Source organism: Cohnella caldifontis (genome assembly GCF_029360585.1).
Taxonomy (GTDB): Bacteria; Bacillota; Bacilli; order Paenibacillales; family Paenibacillaceae; genus Cohnella; species Cohnella caldifontis.
In genome coordinates, this window is sequence record NZ_JAQZSJ010000011.1 from 102,420 (window position 1) to 120,059 (window position 17,640).

17 protein-coding genes are annotated in these 17,640 nt (G+C 57.0%); 12 read left to right on the forward strand and 5 right to left on the reverse strand.

The window, feature by feature from the left end:
- Positions 1 to 160 precede the first annotated feature (160 nt).
- The gene (locus PTZ19_RS16160) at positions 161 to 739 is read left to right on the forward strand and encodes a class I SAM-dependent methyltransferase (protein ID WP_276356105.1); all 579 of its coding nucleotides are present in this window, start codon (positions 161 to 163) and stop codon (positions 737 to 739) included.
- 105 nt (positions 740 to 844) lie between these two features.
- Positions 845 to 1,096 (forward strand): 4Fe-4S dicluster domain-containing protein, encoded by a 252-nt coding sequence (locus tag PTZ19_RS16165; protein ID WP_276356106.1) that lies wholly within the window; start codon positions 845 to 847, stop codon positions 1,094 to 1,096.
- Positions 1,097 to 1,158: 62 nt separating this feature from the next.
- On the opposite strand, the gene PTZ19_RS16170 is transcribed toward PTZ19_RS16165, so the two are convergent.
- Positions 1,159 to 1,503, reverse strand: a complete 345-nt coding sequence (locus PTZ19_RS16170) for a winged helix-turn-helix transcriptional regulator (protein WP_276356107.1) — start codon at positions 1,501 to 1,503, stop codon at positions 1,159 to 1,161.
- 151 nt (positions 1,504 to 1,654) lie between these two features.
- Between PTZ19_RS16170 and PTZ19_RS16175 the strand changes: the two genes are divergently transcribed.
- The 7 genes from PTZ19_RS16175 (at position 1,655) to PTZ19_RS16200 (ending at position 10,387) form a co-directional block, all read left to right on the forward strand.
- Positions 1,655 to 2,593, forward strand: coding sequence for an aldo/keto reductase family protein (locus PTZ19_RS16175; protein ID WP_276356108.1), 939 nt, complete (start codon positions 1,655 to 1,657; stop codon positions 2,591 to 2,593).
- Positions 2,594 to 2,825: 232 nt separating this feature from the next.
- Positions 2,826 to 5,894: an RCC1 domain-containing protein gene (locus PTZ19_RS16180; RefSeq protein WP_276356109.1), complete on the forward strand. Its 3,069-nt coding sequence runs from the start codon at positions 2,826 to 2,828 to the stop codon at positions 5,892 to 5,894.
- Between the two features lie 142 nt (positions 5,895 to 6,036).
- Entirely contained in the window at positions 6,037 to 6,789 is a 753-nt protein-coding gene (locus PTZ19_RS16185) for a sigma-70 family RNA polymerase sigma factor (protein ID WP_276356166.1), read from the forward strand.
- A 21-nt stretch (positions 6,790 to 6,810) separates the two neighbouring features.
- On the forward strand, positions 6,811 to 7,005 hold the full coding sequence (locus PTZ19_RS25315; protein WP_339329336.1) for a VOC family protein: 195 nt from the start codon (positions 6,811 to 6,813) through the stop codon (positions 7,003 to 7,005).
- A gap of 134 nt (positions 7,006 to 7,139) precedes the next feature.
- The gene (locus PTZ19_RS16190; protein WP_276356110.1) at positions 7,140 to 8,303 is read left to right on the forward strand and encodes an epoxide hydrolase family protein; all 1,164 of its coding nucleotides are present in this window, start codon (positions 7,140 to 7,142) and stop codon (positions 8,301 to 8,303) included.
- A gap of 155 nt (positions 8,304 to 8,458) precedes the next feature.
- A complete protein-coding gene (locus PTZ19_RS16195; RefSeq protein ID WP_276356111.1) occupies positions 8,459 to 9,379 on the forward strand; it encodes a helix-turn-helix transcriptional regulator in 921 nt (306 codons plus the stop codon).
- Positions 9,380 to 9,427: 48 nt separating this feature from the next.
- Positions 9,428 to 10,387, forward strand: a complete 960-nt coding sequence (locus PTZ19_RS16200; RefSeq protein WP_276356112.1) for a helix-turn-helix transcriptional regulator — start codon at positions 9,428 to 9,430, stop codon at positions 10,385 to 10,387.
- 40 nt (positions 10,388 to 10,427) lie between these two features.
- Here the strand turns inward: PTZ19_RS16200 and PTZ19_RS16205 are convergent, their stop codons facing one another.
- Positions 10,428 to 10,925, reverse strand: coding sequence for a DinB family protein (locus PTZ19_RS16205; RefSeq protein ID WP_276356113.1), 498 nt, complete (start codon positions 10,923 to 10,925; stop codon positions 10,428 to 10,430).
- A gap of 117 nt (positions 10,926 to 11,042) precedes the next feature.
- Positions 11,043 to 11,228, reverse strand: a complete 186-nt coding sequence (locus PTZ19_RS16210; protein ID WP_276356114.1) for a hypothetical protein — start codon at positions 11,226 to 11,228, stop codon at positions 11,043 to 11,045.
- 159 nt (positions 11,229 to 11,387) lie between these two features.
- On the opposite strand from PTZ19_RS16210, the gene PTZ19_RS16215 reads away from it, so the two are divergent.
- Positions 11,388 to 11,780 carry a nuclear transport factor 2 family protein gene (locus PTZ19_RS16215; RefSeq protein WP_276356115.1) on the forward strand — a complete coding sequence of 131 codons (393 nt, stop codon included), beginning with the start codon at positions 11,388 to 11,390 and terminating at the stop codon, positions 11,778 to 11,780.
- A 7-nt stretch (positions 11,781 to 11,787) separates the two neighbouring features.
- Here the strand turns inward: PTZ19_RS16215 and PTZ19_RS16220 are convergent, their stop codons facing one another.
- A complete protein-coding gene (locus PTZ19_RS16220; protein WP_276356116.1) occupies positions 11,788 to 12,672 on the reverse strand; it encodes a phosphotransferase in 885 nt (294 codons plus the stop codon).
- 231 nt (positions 12,673 to 12,903) lie between these two features.
- On the opposite strand from PTZ19_RS16220, the gene PTZ19_RS16225 reads away from it, so the two are divergent.
- Positions 12,904 to 13,794, forward strand: coding sequence for a hypothetical protein (locus PTZ19_RS16225; RefSeq protein WP_276356117.1), 891 nt, complete (start codon positions 12,904 to 12,906; stop codon positions 13,792 to 13,794).
- Between the two features lie 20 nt (positions 13,795 to 13,814).
- On the opposite strand, the gene PTZ19_RS16230 is transcribed toward PTZ19_RS16225, so the two are convergent.
- Positions 13,815 to 14,471, reverse strand: coding sequence for an SGNH/GDSL hydrolase family protein (locus tag PTZ19_RS16230; RefSeq protein ID WP_276356118.1), 657 nt, complete (start codon positions 14,469 to 14,471; stop codon positions 13,815 to 13,817).
- Positions 14,472 to 14,679: 208 nt separating this feature from the next.
- On the opposite strand from PTZ19_RS16230, the gene PTZ19_RS16235 reads away from it, so the two are divergent.
- The gene (locus tag PTZ19_RS16235) at positions 14,680 to 17,280 is read left to right on the forward strand and encodes a winged helix-turn-helix domain-containing protein (RefSeq protein ID WP_276356119.1); all 2,601 of its coding nucleotides are present in this window, start codon (positions 14,680 to 14,682) and stop codon (positions 17,278 to 17,280) included.
- The last annotated feature ends 360 nt before the right edge of the window (positions 17,281 to 17,640 follow it).

Consider the following 17,640-nt stretch of genomic DNA (forward strand, 5'->3'; position numbering starts at 1 on the left):
CTGACGCTCGTTACGATCGGGGTTTCGATCTATCGTTTATATAAACACCGTTGTAAAGATCCTCTGACCCTTCTGTTTTCTTCTCTATCCGTTGTCGTTTCCTTAGGTTTTATTTTCTATACGCTGAATCGATTCGGCTGGTAGCCGGGGAGGGACTGCCGTGGAGTTTCGCAAAGACTTGACTCATCTGGGGTGGGAAGAAGTCCGTAATCGCCAGAAAAAACGGCTCCCGTTAGTCGAAGAATGGGCGCGAATCGCCGGTATCGAAGAAGGCATAACCTTACTGGATATCGGTTCGGGTCCCGGGGTATTCTTGGATGCGTATTCCGAAAGGATTGGGGAGCAAGGTCGGGTCATCGCGCTCGAGAAATCCATGGAAGCCGTTCAATCCTATCTGCGACATTCGAATCGGGCGAACGTGAAAGTCGTATGCTGGGATGCGGAGCAGCCTTATCCTGAAGATTTACGCGACATTGACGTGATTACGCTTACGGATGTGTTGCATCACGCGGATTCCATCCAAGCGATTTTGCGGAACGTACATGCGCTCGCGAGCGCGAACACGCGAATCCTCATCTCCGAATTCGATCCGGATGCCGAGGGGCGGATCGGCCCTCCATTGGCCCACCGGATCTCCATGGGTGAGCTGAGGTCGGTTGCCGCAACCCAGGGATTCGAAGGAATCGGAGAAGGCAAACAAGATTTCGAGCACTATTTTCTGTTGCTGAGGCGCGGTTAACGAGTATCCGGTACAAGATTTTTTTGTCGAATAGACTCGCAGAAGGATTTTTGCGATTCTTAGTGAATAAATAGAAGTATATCTCACTGAAAAGGAGCTGTGACCGTGGCCTACGTAATTACGTCTGCATGTATCGAAGAGCGGGCGGGGGAATGCAAGCTCGTATGCCCCGTCGACTGCATCGCGGAAGGCACTTCCGAGGATGGCGAACACATGTTTTTCATCGATCCCGACGTCTGCATCGAATGCGGAGCCTGTGAGACGGCATGCCCCGTGGCAGCGATCTACCACGAAAACGACGTCCCCGATTCCGAGAAGGCGTTTATCGAGAAAAACAGGCTATTCTATCAGAAGTAAAACGAATGGGGCCGCTTGCGCGGCCTCTTGTTTTTATTGGAGACGGAGAAGTCAACTTCGCACTACGTCCAACGGGCTGCCCATAATTTCATTTCGTGGAGGATGACGTGCAGATCCTTGCCCTTCGGGGTGAGGGAGTACTCGACCGTGACGGGAACGGTCGGGAACACCGTGCGCTCCAGCACGCCTTTCTCCTCCAGGTGGCGAAGCGTGCTGGTCAGGGCGCGGGGGCTGACTTGGGGGATTTTGCGCTGCAGCTCCCCGAAGCGAAGGGTGCCGCAGAAGAGCTCCCGGATGACGAGAAACGCCCATTTTCCGCCCAGCACCTCCAGCGTTTTTTCGATGTTGCACTCGATATGCTCCGGCGTTTTCGGAATGTAATTGCTGGCCTTGGGAATCGTAGACATCGGCAGCGGCCTCCTTTTGCTCACTATACATTGTATAGCATGTATATTCGCTATAATTAAGTGAAAGACTTTTCACTTCTTTCTATCGTATAGGATCAATTGTAAAATGAAAATGGTTTTAACATCAACAAACGACGAGGAGGCCGTTACGGTGAAGTATAGAAGATTGGGCGGAAGCGGACTGAAGGTCAGCGAGATCAGCTTGGGAAGCTGGTTGACTTACGGAGGTTACGTCGAACGCGAGAACGCGGAGAAATCCATTAAAACCGCGTACGACCTCGGCATCAACTTCTTCGACACGGCCAACGTGTACGAACGAGGCGCGGCGGAAGAATTGGTCGGCAAGGCCCTGAAAGCTTACCCGCGCGAATCCTACGTGCTCGCCACGAAGGCGTTCTGGCCGATGGGCGACGGCCCGAACGACCGCGGGCTGTCGCGCAAGCACGTCATGGAGCAAGCCCATGCGAGCCTGAAACGTCTCGGCCACGACTATGTCGATATTTTCTACTGCCACCGCCACGATCCGGAGACCCCGCTGTACGAGACGCTGCGCGCGATCGACGATCTCGTTCGCCAAGGCAAAGTGCTCTATGTCGGCGTGAGCGAATGGCAGGCGTCCCAAATCGCGGAAGCGGTCGGGCTCGCCGACCGTTACTTGCTGGACCGGATCGTGGTCAATCAGCCGGTCTACAACATGTTCGAGCGGTACATCGAGAAGGAAGTCATCCCGGTCAGCGAGCGTTCCGGCATCGGCCAAGTCGTCTTCTCCCCGCTCGCGCAAGGGCTGTTGACCGGCAAGTATACGTCGGCGTCCGATATTCCGCAGGACAGCCGCGCCGCCAAGCTGGACTGGGTGCGCAAGGGCATTACGGAAGAGAAGATCGCCAAAGTGAGAGCGCTGGAAGGCGTGGCCGCCGAGCTGGGCATCTCCGTCGGCAACCTGGCGCTGGCCTGGATCCTGCGCTTGAACAACGTCGCGAGCGCCCTTGTCGGCGCCAGCCGTCCGGAGCAGGTGACGGAGAACGCCAAAGCCTCGGGCATTACGCTCAGCGAAGAGGTGCTGGCGCGTATCGAGGAGATTTTGAAGTAAGGAGACGCTGCTCGATTAGCGGCGAATTCATAGCGGACATAAGAGACCCGGCTTCCGTTCCCGTTACGGAGCCGGGTTTTCTGTTTGAAAGAGCTCATGTGAGGACTCTATTTATAGAAAATTTAGGTATGGCTGTCGCGTAACGGCTTGAAAGGTCGAAATCAGACCACTATTCTTGATTTATGTATAACTTTGCCAATCTATCGGCTGTCGAAGCAGAGGAGTCCAAATCATGAAGCGTTGGTCGCGCAAGTCGTTATTATTCGCCATCCTATTCACCCTGGTCTTCACATTCGCCGTAGAGACGCCGGAACAGAAGGCGGCAGCGGCATCCGCCCAGTCATTCAAGCGAATCATCGCCGGCGACCGGTTGTCTTATGCGCTGGATGGAGACGGCCGTTTGTACGCCTGGGGTCTCTTCAGCGATTTTCATTTCGGCGGCCATCGGACTCCGAGTCAGATCGATTGGTTCGGAAACCGGCCGATTTCCGACATCGCCGTCATCAATGGAAGCTTGGCGGCGCTGATGGCGGACGGAACCGTCTGGATGCATGACCGATACGCTTCCTCCAGCGATGAACCGATCGTTCAGGTCCCGGGCTTGAGCGGAATCTCGGATATTTCGGCGACTGAGCTTGCCGTTTACGCGCGGGATAACGCCGGCATCGTATATGACTGGAACGACTATTCGGCGACGAAAGGCCTTTACCTGCGCAAGCGGGATGCGGCGATTCCCGATCTGGCCGCACTGTACGGAGGTTATGCCATCAAGAAGGACGGCACGGTATGGTTTTTGGAATCGTCGGATACGGAGCCCGTACAGATTTCGGGACTCGCGTCGGTCACCAAGATCGTAACCGCGCATGGAGCGGTATTCGCGCTGAAGGCGGACGGAACCGTCTGGACATGGGGTCAGCCGATGGCAAGCGGCAACGTCGTTTGGCCAGAAGAAGGCTGGACTTGGGAACCGTCCAAGGTGGACGGACTGGAAGGCGTCAGGGATCTCTCCGCCGGCAAAGACCACGTGATCGCGCTGAAGAACGACGGCACGGTGTGGGGCTGGGGCAAGAACGATCAAGCCCAGTTGGGCAAAGGTTTGCCGAACGAGGTGCCGAAGCCGGTTGGGCTGGGGTCGCTGCACGATATTCAAAGCATCGGCACCGGGTACGGCGCCAGCCATTCCTTCGCCGTGGACAAGCAAGGGAACGTGTGGTCATGGGGGAGCAATCGGTCGGGAGAAACCGGCACAGACAGCAAGGAGGCCGCGGTCGCCGATCCGAAAAAGCTGTTCTTCTACACCGAACTGGACGGCAAGACCGCATTCGATACCGCGCGGATCCAGACGTCTCCCCCGAGCATCGGCGCGTATGCCGTCTCCGACAACGGGTTAATCCTGGCGGCAACGGATGTCGAAATGCTGCGGTCGACCGATTACGGACAGACTTGGACGAAACAGCCTCTGCCCGTGAAGGAAGCTGGATCTGCAATCAATGTTGAGTATGTAAGCCGAAACGAGACGTTTTACTACTCTCCGTCCAATGCGCGTAAAGCCAATGTTTTCTGGTCGAAGGACGGCGTAAAATGGACCCGCTTGACGCTCACGGGAACCGATGGCGCCGCGTTGAATATGCTCAGCGTGAAATGGCTGAACGGGCAATACATCATGACGGCCAGAGACGTGAAAGACGACTGGGGACATCAGACGTACATCTTGACTTCCGCGGACGGTTACTCCTGGAAGCAAGCTGCCCTTGTTCCGCAGAAAGCGATCGACATCATCTGGAACGGCAAGCGCTACGTCGGCTTGTCGGGAGGCTACCGTTATTTCGGCAGCACGACATCTCTGAATCAAATGAAGATTGATGCCAAAGAAGGGCTGAACGCCGAACTGATCGTATACACGTCCGACGATCTGACCCAATGGACGATGCGTTCCGGAACGATCAAAAACCTGAAATACGCCAATCCCTTTTTCAATCCGGACTTTCCGCTGAGGGACTATCAACCCCAGCTCTATGATCTGAAGGCAGATGGCACGATCGTATTGATGGACGATTACGGCAATTTCCTGGAGTCGAAGGACGGCATCGCGTTCAAGGTCACTCGCACCGACTCGCAATTCAGGTTTAATACGCTGAACACGGTCTACTGGAACGGCAGCCAGTATGTAACCTACTTAACCGAGTATTATACGAATAAAGTTTATTTGCTCACTTCCAAGGACAAAGTCAAATGGACGAAGAAGGAGTTTACCGCCGTCCCGGGAGGCGGACGGGTGGAGAAAGTCGGCAGCCGGTTCGTTCTGTTCGGGAGCCGGAACCGGATTGCCGTGTCGACGGACGGCCTGAGCTGGAAGACGACCGTGGCGCCGACGCCGTTTTACAAGATCTTCGACATGTTGAAAAACGGCGGCACCTACATGGCGGTCGGCAACGAACAGACGGATGCGGGAACCACGAAGCCCGTTGTCCAGACAAGCACGGACGGCAAGAGTTGGAAAACGGTGTTCTCCTCCAACGTCTCCGGCCAGAGAGACGGTTCGCTGTCCTCCGTTGCCGCGAGCGGCAAAGGGTATGCAGCCGTTGGCGGACCTTACACGGTCACCTCTGCCGACGGAGTCAAGTGGTCGGTCAATCCGCTGCCGTCCGGCGTCTGGCTGAGCAAGGTGGTCTGGTCGGGCTCCAAATTCGTGGCGCTCGACAACAGCCATCCGCGCGTCAAGCTGTATACGTCGGATAACGGGGTCAAATGGAAGGAAGCGGCGTACAAGCCTTCCGGTTATTTGACGGATCTGGCCGCGCATAACGGCACGGTGGTCGCTGTCGGGTATACAGGCAAGCAGACGTTCACCGTTTCATCCGCGAACCTAACGAACTGGCAGGAAACCAAGCTCGCGATCGGCCAAGACAATGCGGCTTGGGGAGTCAACCAGAGCCGGCCGGACAACACCCATGTGCAATGGGCCAACGACCGTTTCTTCATCATGGCCGATGAGATCTACTCCTCCAAAGACGGCAAGAAATGGACCGTCGAAGCGGGCGATTATCACGATTACGCCGCCCACAACCCGCATGTCATTCCGTACGGCGACATTCTCTGGACCGGTCGGGATTATCGGTACCTCACGTCTAATCTAGTCGGCGTTTCCGCGGATTTGAAATCGTGGAAATTCTATCGAGTGGACTTGGACGGTCTCTTCGCGCGTTCGGTCTGGACCGGCTCCGACGTGCTGAGCGTCACGAGCGTCGATTTTCTTCTTCGGGTTAAGGACAAGACCTCTGGAGTCGTAACAGGTTTCTGAGTAAAGTACAGAGCATGAGAGGAATCGCTTCTCATGCTCTGTTTTTTATTTCCGCTTGCGCCGCCCCCCGTATCTGATTGCTGGAAACTTCCGTTATCGTAAGGGAAACGAATACAAATCCGAGGACTGGGGATTGACATCGATGTTCGATGCGCCGATCGAAGAAGTTTTCGAAGAAATCACGCGGCCCTATGAACCCGATTTACGCAGGTACTGCTATAAATTGGCGGGCAAGGAATGGGACGGCGACGATTTGTTTCAGGAAACGATGCTCAAGGCGTTCCGCCGGTTCCGAAGATGGCCGGAGCGGGAGTTCAGCAAACCTTACTTGTACCGGATCGCGGCGAACGCTTGGTTGGATGTTTGCCGCAGGCGCAGAATCTCCTTCGTGCCAGAATACCTTGCCGACCACAACGACCTGTCCTACGCGGATTGGAGCCGGCATGACGTCCGCGAATCGTTGGAACTGCTCATGGACGCATTGGAGCCGCGGCAGGCGGCATTGATCTTGCTGACGGACGTGTTCGGATTCACGCCGACGGAAACCGCGGAAGCGTTAGGGCAGCCGATCACGGCGGTCAAAGCCGCGCTGCACCGTGCCCGGATGCGGCTGAAAAAAGCGGCGGATCGGCAGTTCCACATGCTGAAAGAGGATGAGAACGATGCGAAGGCTCCAAGGTCCAAAGCGGACGCGGAGCTGCTGGAATCGTTCGTCCAAGCGTTCAGGAGCGCGGATGTGCAATCGATGTTCAGCGCTTACCGCGAGCTGTCCGATCTCGGGATCAGGATCGAACGCGTAGGGTTCATGCACGGCCGCGCTTGGTTTTATTTCAAAGACCCGGACGGCAACGTGTTGACCGTGACTTCGCCACTCATCGGAAAAACGGAGGAATGAACGGATGGGAAAGCCTTTGAGATCGAACATCGGCAATTTCCGGTCAACAACTACCAAGTCGAGCAATATTTCAACTTCCATACCGATGACGTGGACGGAGCCTATCGCGCGTTGAAGGAAAAAGGGGCCGATGTGGGGGAAATCGAGAGTTTCGACGGCGGACTGCGCGGCTTCTCGCTGTACGATCCTGACGGGAATAAGTACGGGGTCGTGTAATGACGCGAATCCTCTTGCATAATAAATTAATCTTTCGTCCCGGTCACCACCCTGACACAAGGCTGTCAGGGTGGTTGTTTTACTATGAGAATGTAAGCAAGACAGACAACAACCCTTAGAGGAGGAAAAATTAAATGACCTTTACCAACCGCACGTTGAACGAAATAACGGAAGAACTGAAGCCGTTCCGCATCGCCATCCCGCAGGCGGATCTGGACGATCTGCAATACCGTCTCTCCCGGACAAGATGGCCGGAGGCGGTAAGCGAATCGGCGTGGAGATACGGCGTATCGCTCGATTACGTGAAAGAGTTGGCGGCCTACTGGCAAAACGGATACGATTGGCGGAAGCACGAAGCGCGATTGAACGAATATCCGCAATTCATCACGACGATCGACGGAGCGCAAATCCATTTCCTGCATGTCCGTTCGCCCGAGCCGGACGCGTTTCCCCTCCTGCTGACGCACGCTTGGCCCAGTTCGATCGTCGAATTCCTGGAGCTAATCGGACCTCTGAGCGATCCGCGACGGTACGGGGGCGATCCGGCGAACGCCTTCCACCTCGTCATCCCGTCCGTTCCCGGCTTCGGGTTTTCCGGTCCCTCCCTCGAACCGGGATGGAACATTGCCCGCATCGCCCGGGCGTTCGATACTTTGATGAAACGTCTAGGCTACCAAGCGTACGGCTCCCATGGCAGCGACGTCGGAGCGCTCGTCTCGCGCGAGCTCGGCCTGCAGAAGCCGGAAGGTCTTCGCGGCATTCACGTGCTGCAACTCTTCTCTTTCCCATCGGGAGATCCGGCGGAGATGGCGGATTTGTCCGAGGAGGATCAGAAGCGGCTGCAGTTCCTTGGGCTCTTCCAGTCGAGGGCCGGCTTCAACGCCATCCAGACGACGAGGCCGCAAACCCTTTCCTACGGACTCGCGGACTCGCCGGCCGGGCAACTGGCTTGGATCGCCGACTTGTTCTGCGGTTTCGGCGACCACGTGGACGCGATCGATCGGGACGCGTTTCTGACGAACGTTTCCTTGTACTGGCTGACCCATACGGCCGAATCCTCGACGCGCCTTTACTACGAGAATGCGCATCTCGGCCAAGAACACCAAGGGCCAAGCGCGATTCCGACCGGCGTCGCGGTGTGCGGACAAGATTTCAAATCGATCAGGCGATTCGCCGAGCGTGACAACACGAACATCGTCCATTGGTCGGAGTTCGAACGAGGGACGCACTTCGCCGCCATGGACGCCCCGGACCTGCTCGTCTCGGACATTCAAGCTTTCTTCCGCCGGTTTCGATAACGTTGAGAATGAAACGAAATGGCCTCGAGAGCCGATCTTGAGGCTTTCCTTTTTCGCCGATTTCCGGCTTCGGCGGCAGGTACACGCATCAAAGCGTAGAAACTAGTAGAGTCGGAAAATGCGACGATTGCCGAATTCGGGTTGGAGGATTTCCCATGAAGCTGGATCGTTTGCTCGCGATTACGATGACCCTGCTGAATCAGCCCCGCGTCAGCGCCGCCGTACTGGCCAAGCGCTTCGAGGTCTCGCTTCGCACGATCTATCGCGATATGGAAGCCATCAACCAGGCGGGTATTCCGATCGTCTCGTTCGCCGGTTCGGACGGGGGATACGAGATCATGGAAGGGTACCGTTTGGAAAAGCAGGTACTGTCGCTAGAGGACTTCTCGTCCATTTGCACCGCCTTGCGCAGCGTACGGTCCGCGACGGATCAATCCGAGATCGATCGGTTAATCGAAAGGATCGGGGCGCTGGTGCCCGAGCCTTCGGCGCTGGAAGGCCAATCGCTTGTGGATCTGGATTTCAAGCCGGCTCCTAACGATAAAGAACGGTTCGTTCCGCTGCACGAAGCCATCAAGGAACTGAAAATCGTTCAGTTTGCTTATTTGGACAACAAAGGCTCGGAAACCGAGCGCAAAGTCGAACCGATGGGCCTTTTCCTCAAAGGCTATGTATGGTACATGTACGGCTTTTGCTTGAACCGGACGGATATCCGGGTGTTTCGCCTTTCCCGCATCAGCGGGTTGAAGATTTTGCCGCAAAGCTTTGTCCGCCGGGACTATACGTTGAAGGATGTCGAACGGCAGTTCATGGAAAGAGCCGATTTCGCGAAGGTAAAGGCGGTTCTGCGGTTCCGACCGGAGGCCGAAACCCGGGTTCGGGACGAATTCGGGTACGACCGAATGACCGTGAATCCGGATCGGACGATTTCGCTCACGGCGAGTTTTTCTTCGATGGACCGGGCCGTACAGAAAATCATGAGCTTCGGCGGTTCCGTGCAAGTGATCGAACCCCAGCAGTTGATCCGGGAATTGAAGGAGCAAATTCGGAAAATGAGCGGATTGTACTCCGATTAACGCTCTATCCGTTCAGGAGCTGGGGGCAGCATCTCGAGATTTGCCTGAATGCCATTAGAGGGGGCTTCCGATCTGAAAGTCCATCGACTCCTTTCGATCGTCATGCATCTGCTGAACCGCAAAAGAATGAGCGGACAGGAACTGGCCGATCTGTTCGAAGTATCCTTGCGGACGATCTATCGCGATCTGGAGACCATCAATAGCGCCGGGATCCCGATCATCTCTTACTCCGGTGCGAACGGCGGGTACGAGATCATGGAGCAATACCATATCGATAGACAGATCGTTACGCTCGAGGACCTTCATTCCATCATGAATGCGCTCAAGGGAATACGGTCTTCTCTCGATGATCCGGACCTGGATACCTTGATCGCGAAAGTCGGGGCGCTGATGACCAAATCGGAGCAAAGCTTGCTCGAGGATGCCGGCGAGACGCTTATATTCGATACGAACATCTGGCGGGGCGGACATGTCGACCAAGCCATGATGGCAGGGCTCCGGCAAGCCGCCCGAAATCGATACGCCGTTCAATTTCGGTATACGAATGCCGAAGGGCAGGACGAGCTTCGAACGGTGGAACCGATTGGGCTGGCTTGGAAAGGATACGCGTGGTACTTATACGCTTATTGCCGGATGCGCGACGACTATCGGAGCTTCCGCCTTACGCGCATCAAACAACTTGTCGTTACGGATGAAAGGTTCATGCGAAGAGAAGCGAGCTTGGAGGATCTGAATGCCCGGTGGGGCCAACAAGAAAATGAACATGAGATCCGGATGGTGCTCCGCTTCCACCCCCGGGCGAGGGTCCGGGTAGAAGAATATTTCCCGCCGGAGGAAATAGAGAGGGATGAAGACGGCTATTTCATCGTGCGAACCCAACATGCGGAGGACATATGGTTATACGGAACGTTGCTCAGTTACGGTACGGACGTGACGGTGCTGGAGCCGAAGCATTTGGCCGATAACGTCAAAGAGCGCGCGCGGCAAATCTTTAACCAATACGAATAGGACAAGGCGCGCATCCCGATCTCCGGAAGCGCGCCTTTCGTTATGCCGGGGCTTGCATCCCCATGGAGATCCATTCTTCTTTCGACGGACCGTAAATTCCGATCACGGGAAGTCCCGCTTGACGCATCAGGACGGTTAACTGCGCCCGATGGTGGATTTCGTGCTTGAGAAAGATCGACAAGGTAAAGCCGTGTTTCCATTGTTGGCCGAACATATTGACGGACTCCTGCAGCTTCTCATCGTTCCACTGCGTCTGTACCGCCTCGATTAGGGAAGCGGAAGCGGCGGAGTACGCTTGGACGATGTCCGCCGCGGATTCCGGAGCCTCGGCGCGCTCGGGCGGCGATTCGAATTGAAGTCCGGTCGGAGTCAGAACGCCGCCCGAAGGCACCAAGTGCCAAGCTAACGTCCCAAGCGTTCGGAAGCCTGGCGCGATCGGTTGCTTCAAAGATGCATCGGTCAGGGTACTCAGCAGTTTGTGCGTGAAATGGGACTCATTGCGGTACTCGTTAACAAAGCTTTGAACGGAAGTATACATGGGGCATGCCTCCTATGATGGGGTTCGTCGAGCGGTTTCCGCTCGCTGCGATTTCATTATAGGAAGCCCCGGCTGACATCTATATGTCAGCAAATCGGAGGTGAGTAACGGAATCCCCTAATCTTCTTCGCTCCGGTTCGTCTCCGCCGGATCGCACCACAGGCCGCCGGGATCGCTCGTGCTGTCCCCGCAGCATCCGTTCCATTGCCCGCAGTTGAAGCATTTCCACTTGGCGAACCACCATTTCATCTCGAACCCGCACACCGGACACGGAGGAATTTCGGTCGCCCTTCTCGGTTCCATCGTCCCATTTCCTCCCAATCTCTCATTTATTCTCATCATATAAGAGAGTGAAGACCAGGGTCAATCGGATTCGAATGTTCATCATTCCGTGAAACTTTTCTGGAAAAAGGACTGATATACTAAAAATGGAAATTATCAATCGATAAAGCAGGTGACGGGATGAAGTTAGAGAAGGTAGAACGTTATTTCGAGTTGCTCGAAGCCTTCAGCTTGGAAGCATCCGACTTCCAGACGATCCTGCATCCGGAGATCGAACAGACCGAGTATCCGAATTTGCTCACGCCGGGCGTGGTCGTCAGCAACATGGAGTTGCTCATGCAACGGGCCCCGAACGGCAAGAAGCTGCTGAAGGAACAGAAGTACGAGATTCAGAGGGTTCACGAGACCGGGGATACGCTGATTACGGAAGTGATCTGGACCGCCGAGGTCGGAGCGGACGTCGGCTCGTTCAAAGCGGGCCAGCAACTGAAAGCTTACTTCTGCTGCGTCTTCGAATTCAAGGACGGCATGATTTACAGACAGAGGAACTACGACTGCTTCGAGCGGTTTTAACGGCAGTTCACAAAAAAGTCCGCCAGAATGCCCATGCCGTCATGTATTCCTCGAGATCCTCCGGGTGATGGCGGAGGCAGATCCCGATGCGGCAATAGAGCTGGAACGCCGTTTCCTCCATGAGCTTGCGCTCGTCCTTGGGTTCCGGGAGGCGCAGACGCGCATAGGCGGACCGCAGCGTCTCCGGGTCGAGGTCGTCCGGCGTGGAGCAGAAGGCATAAGTGAAGTCGTACAGAATCGGCCCTGCCATCGGATCAGGATCGATGATGCCGACGAGCTCCTCCTGATCATAAACGAAATTGTGGGCTCCCAAGTCCCCATGCAGCCGGTATTTCGCTTCGGGTCCTTCGTCCGCCAACCGGGTCAGGGCGAGGGACTCGATCCGCTGCTGATCCTCCAAGGAAATAACGCCCCGAACGTCGTCCCGGGTTCCGTACAGGCTTCGCCGGTTGAATTCCCTCCAAGACTCGCAAGGATACTCCGGCCGGCCCCATCCGGCCCTCTCCCGCTCCGGCTCGTATACGTTCAGCACTTCTTCCGTTATCTTCGCCAGCCAACGTGCCTTAGCCCCCCGGTTGGATCGGGTGCTTCCCTCCCGGTAGGCATAGACCAAATACTCGCCTTCCGGATGGACTTCCAGCAGCCGAGGAAAGAGCTGAACGCCGGAATAAGCCCGCAGGAACTCCCCGGTCGTCCGGATCTGCCCCGGCTCATCCAGCTTCAGCACGTATTTCGGTCCGTCTCCGTCCGACAAGAGGAACACCCGGCCCTCCGTCGTCCCTCGCCGGCCGTGAATCTCCCATGCCGCGCGCTCCAAAACTCCCCGTGACATGAACTCCGCCAGTAGGGTTTCCACATCCGCATCGTTTTGCCGCTCGATCCGCTCCGTCATGCCGACTCTCCCCGTGCTTCGCTTTTCTATCACCTTAACATAATCCGCGTTTCTCTACATGGCCCATTGCGGTAGATGATTCCTGCCGGAGGACCGTTGCCTCCCCGGTCTGCGGTCCGATCGAAATCACCGACCCCGGACGGCTCCCGTTTCGACCCGCGTCCGTTATCCTGCCGCCGCTTCTCCTTTAAACTGGAGGAAATTACAGCGGCGTAGAAAGGATGTTGGGAAATGAACGGTGCGGCAGCGAGGCGCGGCGGCAAGACAGCCGGGTGGTTTGAAGGGGAGAAGGGGCTCGTTCTGACCGGCTTGCTAGGCTTCGTACTGGCGGGGATTTGCGGAATTTGGGTTTTGCTGAACGGAGGACCCGTATCCCCGGACGGAGACGTATCCAAAGCTTTCTCGTTTAACGCGGCGATTGGGATTTTCCTCTTATCGACCGCGGCGATCGCTCCGTTCTCGGGGATGAGTCCGGGCAAACGGACCTTCTTCCGGCGGACGTACATTCTGCTGGCCCTCTATTCGTACGCGGCGGAGAACATCCAAAATTTCCGCGGCGTCAACCCGAGATTCGTCCAAGACGGCTCCGCCTTCGACAATGCCGTATCGAGCGGTTTCGCGTTGGTCGCTTTTCTGCTGGTGGCGTTCTACTTGTTCTTCGCCGTCCATTTTTTCAGTCGCAAAGCTTATGCGGGCCATCCGCTCATCGTGCTGGCGATTCGTTACGCGATGGCCGCGACGCTGATCTCCTTCGCGGCCGGAATCTGGATCTCCGTGAACCAGGGGCGATTCACCGGGGTGCACGGGAACATCATCTGGCTGCACGGGCTCGGATTCCATGCGATGCAAGCCGTTCCTCTGGTTGCCTGGCTGGCGGAACGCTCTACGTTTCCGTCTCCGGCTCGCCGATTGTGGATTCACGTAACGGGCGCCTCGTATTTCGCGGGACTTGCGGCCATCGGCATTCAGACGTGGAACGGCTTATCCTTGCTGGAATGGTCGGTTTACCCGGTGCTCGCGGGATGTTGCTTCCTCGTTTCGCTGGCTGCGGGGGCGATCGTGCTGCGCCGTGCTTGGAAGCAGGGACTTGGAAGAGTGAGGACGGGAACGGCCGCCGGTTGAATTCGGGAACCGGCCGCCGGTCAGCACTCCAGCTTGTCGAGCGCTTCCGTGATGGCGGCCGCGTACAAGTCGTGGCCGCTCGCCACCGGATGTACCCCGTCATCCGCGCCGGCATTGTCGAGATTGCGCAGCACGCCTTCGGGGCCGTCCAACGTTCCGCCTTCTTTCACATAGCAGGCAAACTGCTCCGCGACGTCCGCCAAGCGCACATGCAGATCACGGGCGGCTTGGCGGATGATTCGGCTGTACTCGTCAATCCAGGCTTGCGCGCCCGGCGGATGCAAGTACCATTCCCGCGGATGCCGGTGATAGTAATAATGATCGGCATCCCCCTCGATAATCGGCGAAATCGTGCAGAGAATCGGCACGCACTTGATGGCATGCAGTTTCGCAACCATCTGCCGCAGGTTCGCTTCGAAAGTCCCCGGGTCTACCTTGCGCTCGTCCACGCCCACGGCTACATGATCGTTCATGCCGAATTGGATGATGCAGATCGCCGGCCGCTTGTCCAGCACGTCGGTCTGCATCCGCTCCAGAGCTTGCGACGTCGTATTCCCCGGAACGCCGGCATTCAGAGCATCGAAGCCGTATTGGAGCCCCAGCTTATACAGGAACGTCTCCTCCGGCGGCACGAAAGCGCCCGCGGTAATGCTGTCGCCGAAACCGATCGCCAGCATGGTCATCACCTCCGCTAGATTTGGCAGCACCTCTATGATTTACGATATTCTACCCCCGCCTCTTCTTTTCCCAGTATATTCTCCCCTCCTCAAGAACGTTGTCGAAAAAAGCATGTTAAAATAGAGGGAAATGGAATCTGCGAAACCGAGCGAATCTCTGCCGACAAGAAGACTCGCTGGTATTCCGGAATCGGAAAGGACGGCATCCATGTCCCGCGAGTTAAACGACCATCCCGTCATCCTCCTGTCGAAATTGCGGCTTCCGCAGCCTCTTCCCCATTCCGTTCCCCGTACCCGCTTGATCGACCGATTAAACGAAGGATTGTCCCACAGGGCGACCTTCCTGGTCGCTCCGGCCGGATACGGCAAAACGACCCTGTTCGGGGACTGGGCCCGCCAATCAAGCGTTCCGGTCGGGTGGCTGGCGCTGGACGAGAAGGATAACGACCTGGTCCGGTTTTGGCGGTACGTGATGGAGGCGATCGAAGGGGCAGCAGGCACGCTGTCCGCATCCGTCCATGAGTCGTTGTCCGCGCTGAGCCCTGGCCAGTACGAGCCGTTTCTCGTCTCTTTGCTGAACGAGATGAATCGGCTGCATGACCCGCTGGTGTTGGCGATGGACGATTGGCACGTCATTACGGACCCGGAGATCGCCGCGTCCGTCTCGTTTTTCCTGGAATACGCGCCCCCGGCCGTTCACCTTTTCTTCGCCAGTCGGACGACGTCCGAATGGGCCCGGGCGAGATGGATCAGCCGGGGTTGGATTCAGGAAATTCACGCCGACCAGATGCGGTTCGATCTGCGCGAGACGGTGGATTACTTCCGAATCTGCGCCGGCCGCGAGTTGCGGAGGGAGCAAATCGAGCGTTGCTTGGCGGAGACCGAGGGCTGGGTCACCGGGCTGAAACTGATCGCGTTGTCTTGGCGGTACGGGGAACGGTCGGAAACGATGGAACGCGGCCCGGCGCTGGACGGCAGGCAGGCGGAACGGTATTTGCTGGAGGAAGTGTTCGAGGCATTGGACGAGCCGACTAAGCGGTTCTTGATGGACGTGTCGGTTCTGCAGCGCATGAACGAATCCTTGTGCGAAGCGGTAGGCGGAGGGGACGACTCAGGGAAACTTGCGGAGTTGGCCGATCTCGGCCTGTTTCTCGTTCCGCTGGATGACCGCAAGGAGTGGTACCGGTTCCACCATCTGTTCGGAGAGTTTCTGCGGAACCGCCTGATGCTCCGGGACCCCGCTCGAACGAGCATCCTCTTCCGAGCGGCCGCCGAGTGGTGCGAGAGGCAGGAGCTGCTGGAGGAAGCCGTCGATTACTACTTGGCCGGGCAGCAGTACGAGGAAGCCATGCGCCTGCTCGAGCGGATGCGCAGCGTCATGATCCGCCGGGAGTTCCAGGCGATCCGAACCTGGCTGTCGGCGATTCCCGAGCAGATGCTCATGCAGCGGCCTTTTCTCTATTTTTCGTATATTTTCTCCTTGCTGTGGGCCCAGGAAGTCGACGTGGCGGAACGGCATCTGCGGCTCGCGGAGCAACACTACGAGACCGCTTCGGCTGGCTGGGCGGAAGAGGACAAGAACCGTTATCTGGGTTATTTGTATTTCGTCCGCAATTTCAAGGCGACCCAATATGACATGGACATGATCCGGGGGCTTGAATACATTCGCCTGTCGCTGCGGTACAGCCCCGAGGGGACGGACCTGATATTCGCGTCTCCTTATATGCCGCTGGCTCCGTCCGTCTATCGTTCATATAACGGCAAACGGGGCAAACATCTGCCCAGGGGGCTGTCGGACGACTTTTTCGCGAGCATGATCGAATTCATGGGACTGATGGGTTTACAGGATCTGATTTTGATTTGCTATGGGGAATTGCTGTACGAACGGAACGAGCTCGAGCTGGCGGAACCATATTTGAAGCAAGGACTCGCGGGCGGCAGCCAAGCGGGATACCAGCCGGAAAAGGCGTACGTCCCCGCCAGCCTGTTCCTGTCGCGGATCGGCAGAGCAAGGCAAGATTTCGCCCAAGCGGAAAAATGGCTGGAAGAGGCCGGCGCGAAAGCGCGGAAGGATGGGGCCGAAGCGGCGCCGATTTTCCTCGAGGCGGAAATGGCCGCCCTGCGGCTGGAGCAAGGGGACCTCACGGAGGCTGTCCGGTGGAAGGAAACGTACAAGCTGTCCGCGGACGATCCGGTGTCCGTCTACCAGCTGTTCGTATACGTTTTTCTTGTTCGGGTGTTGATGGAGACGGGAGAGCGGCAAGCGGCGTGGTCGTTGGCGGAAAAGCTGCTTCCGATCGCGGTGAAGGGCCATCGTCCGATGGACGCGCTGGATATTCAGATTTTGCAGGCCATGCTGCTTCAGCTCGCGGGCAAGCAGGAGGAAGCGCTGTTAAAGCTGGAAGAGGCGCTTCGGTATGCCGAGCCCGACGACTATGTCCGCGTGTTCGTCGACAAGGGCAAGCTGGTCGCGGAGCTGCTTGCGGAGTACGTGCGGCAGCGCCAAAAAGGCAATATCCGGGACCGGAACGCGCCTTCGCTCGCCTATGTGAGGAAGATCCTGTTCGGTTACGGCGGAGCAGCCGACGCGCTGAGCGCCCCGCCGGCCGCCTTGGAGACGCTTCTGACGCCGAAAGAGTACGCGATATTCCGCCACATGGAAGAGGGAATGGACAACCCGACGCTCGCCGAGACGCTCGGAATCGGCATGGGCACGCTGAAGGCGCACATTAACCGCATTTACAGCAAGCTGCAGGCGAAAAACCGGCTCGAAGCCATCAAGCGGGGGCGCGAGCTGCGGGGCATGTGAGGATTCGATCCTACTTCCTATAACCGGGGCTATAACCGCGGTTAGATTCGATTGCCGAAGGATTCTTTTATAATTTCTGTTGAATGTTGTCGGCGATTGAATGAGAGAAGGAAGGATCGGATCGAATGAAACGCGCACTCGTATGGTTAACGGTAATGTTGCTGGCGTTCGGCGTTCTGCCGGCGTCCGCTTTTGCTGCTTCGGAGGGGGCTGCCATGACGGGCAGCGGGACTCCGGGGGACCCCTATATCATTACGACGCTGAATCAGCTTGACGCCGTGCGGGACGATTTGACGGCCTCTTATAAGCTGGGGATCGATATCGATGCTTCGGCCACCGCCGAGTGGGATGGCGGAGCCG

Bases quoted from the DNA above. Each gene is read 5' to 3' on its own strand.
- PTZ19_RS16170 (WP_276356107.1), bottom strand. From the start codon at position 1,503: ATGTCTACGATTCCCAAGGCCAGCAATTACATTCCGAAAACGCCGGAG.
- PTZ19_RS16180 (WP_276356109.1), top strand. From the start codon at position 2,826: ATGAAGCGTTGGTCGCGCAAGTCGTTATTATTCGCCATCCTATTCACC.
- PTZ19_RS16185 (WP_276356166.1), top strand. From the start codon at position 6,037: ATGTTCGATGCGCCGATCGAAGAAGTTTTCGAAGAAATCACGCGGCCC.
- PTZ19_RS16190 (WP_276356110.1), top strand. From the start codon at position 7,140: ATGACCTTTACCAACCGCACGTTGAACGAAATAACGGAAGAACTGAAG.
- PTZ19_RS16195 (WP_276356111.1), top strand. From the start codon at position 8,459: ATGAAGCTGGATCGTTTGCTCGCGATTACGATGACCCTGCTGAATCAG.
- PTZ19_RS16200 (WP_276356112.1), top strand. From the start codon at position 9,428: ATGCCATTAGAGGGGGCTTCCGATCTGAAAGTCCATCGACTCCTTTCG.
- PTZ19_RS16205 (WP_276356113.1), bottom strand. From the start codon at position 10,925: ATGTATACTTCCGTTCAAAGCTTTGTTAACGAGTACCGCAATGAGTCC.
- PTZ19_RS16210 (WP_276356114.1), bottom strand. From the start codon at position 11,228: ATGGAACCGAGAAGGGCGACCGAAATTCCTCCGTGTCCGGTGTGCGGG.
- PTZ19_RS16215 (WP_276356115.1), top strand. From the start codon at position 11,388: ATGAAGTTAGAGAAGGTAGAACGTTATTTCGAGTTGCTCGAAGCCTTC.
- PTZ19_RS16220 (WP_276356116.1), bottom strand. From the start codon at position 12,672: ATGACGGAGCGGATCGAGCGGCAAAACGATGCGGATGTGGAAACCCTA.
- PTZ19_RS16225 (WP_276356117.1), top strand. From the start codon at position 12,904: ATGAACGGTGCGGCAGCGAGGCGCGGCGGCAAGACAGCCGGGTGGTTT.
- PTZ19_RS16230 (WP_276356118.1), bottom strand. From the start codon at position 14,471: ATGCTGGCGATCGGTTTCGGCGACAGCATTACCGCGGGCGCTTTCGTG.
- PTZ19_RS16235 (WP_276356119.1), top strand. From the start codon at position 14,680: ATGTCCCGCGAGTTAAACGACCATCCCGTCATCCTCCTGTCGAAATTG.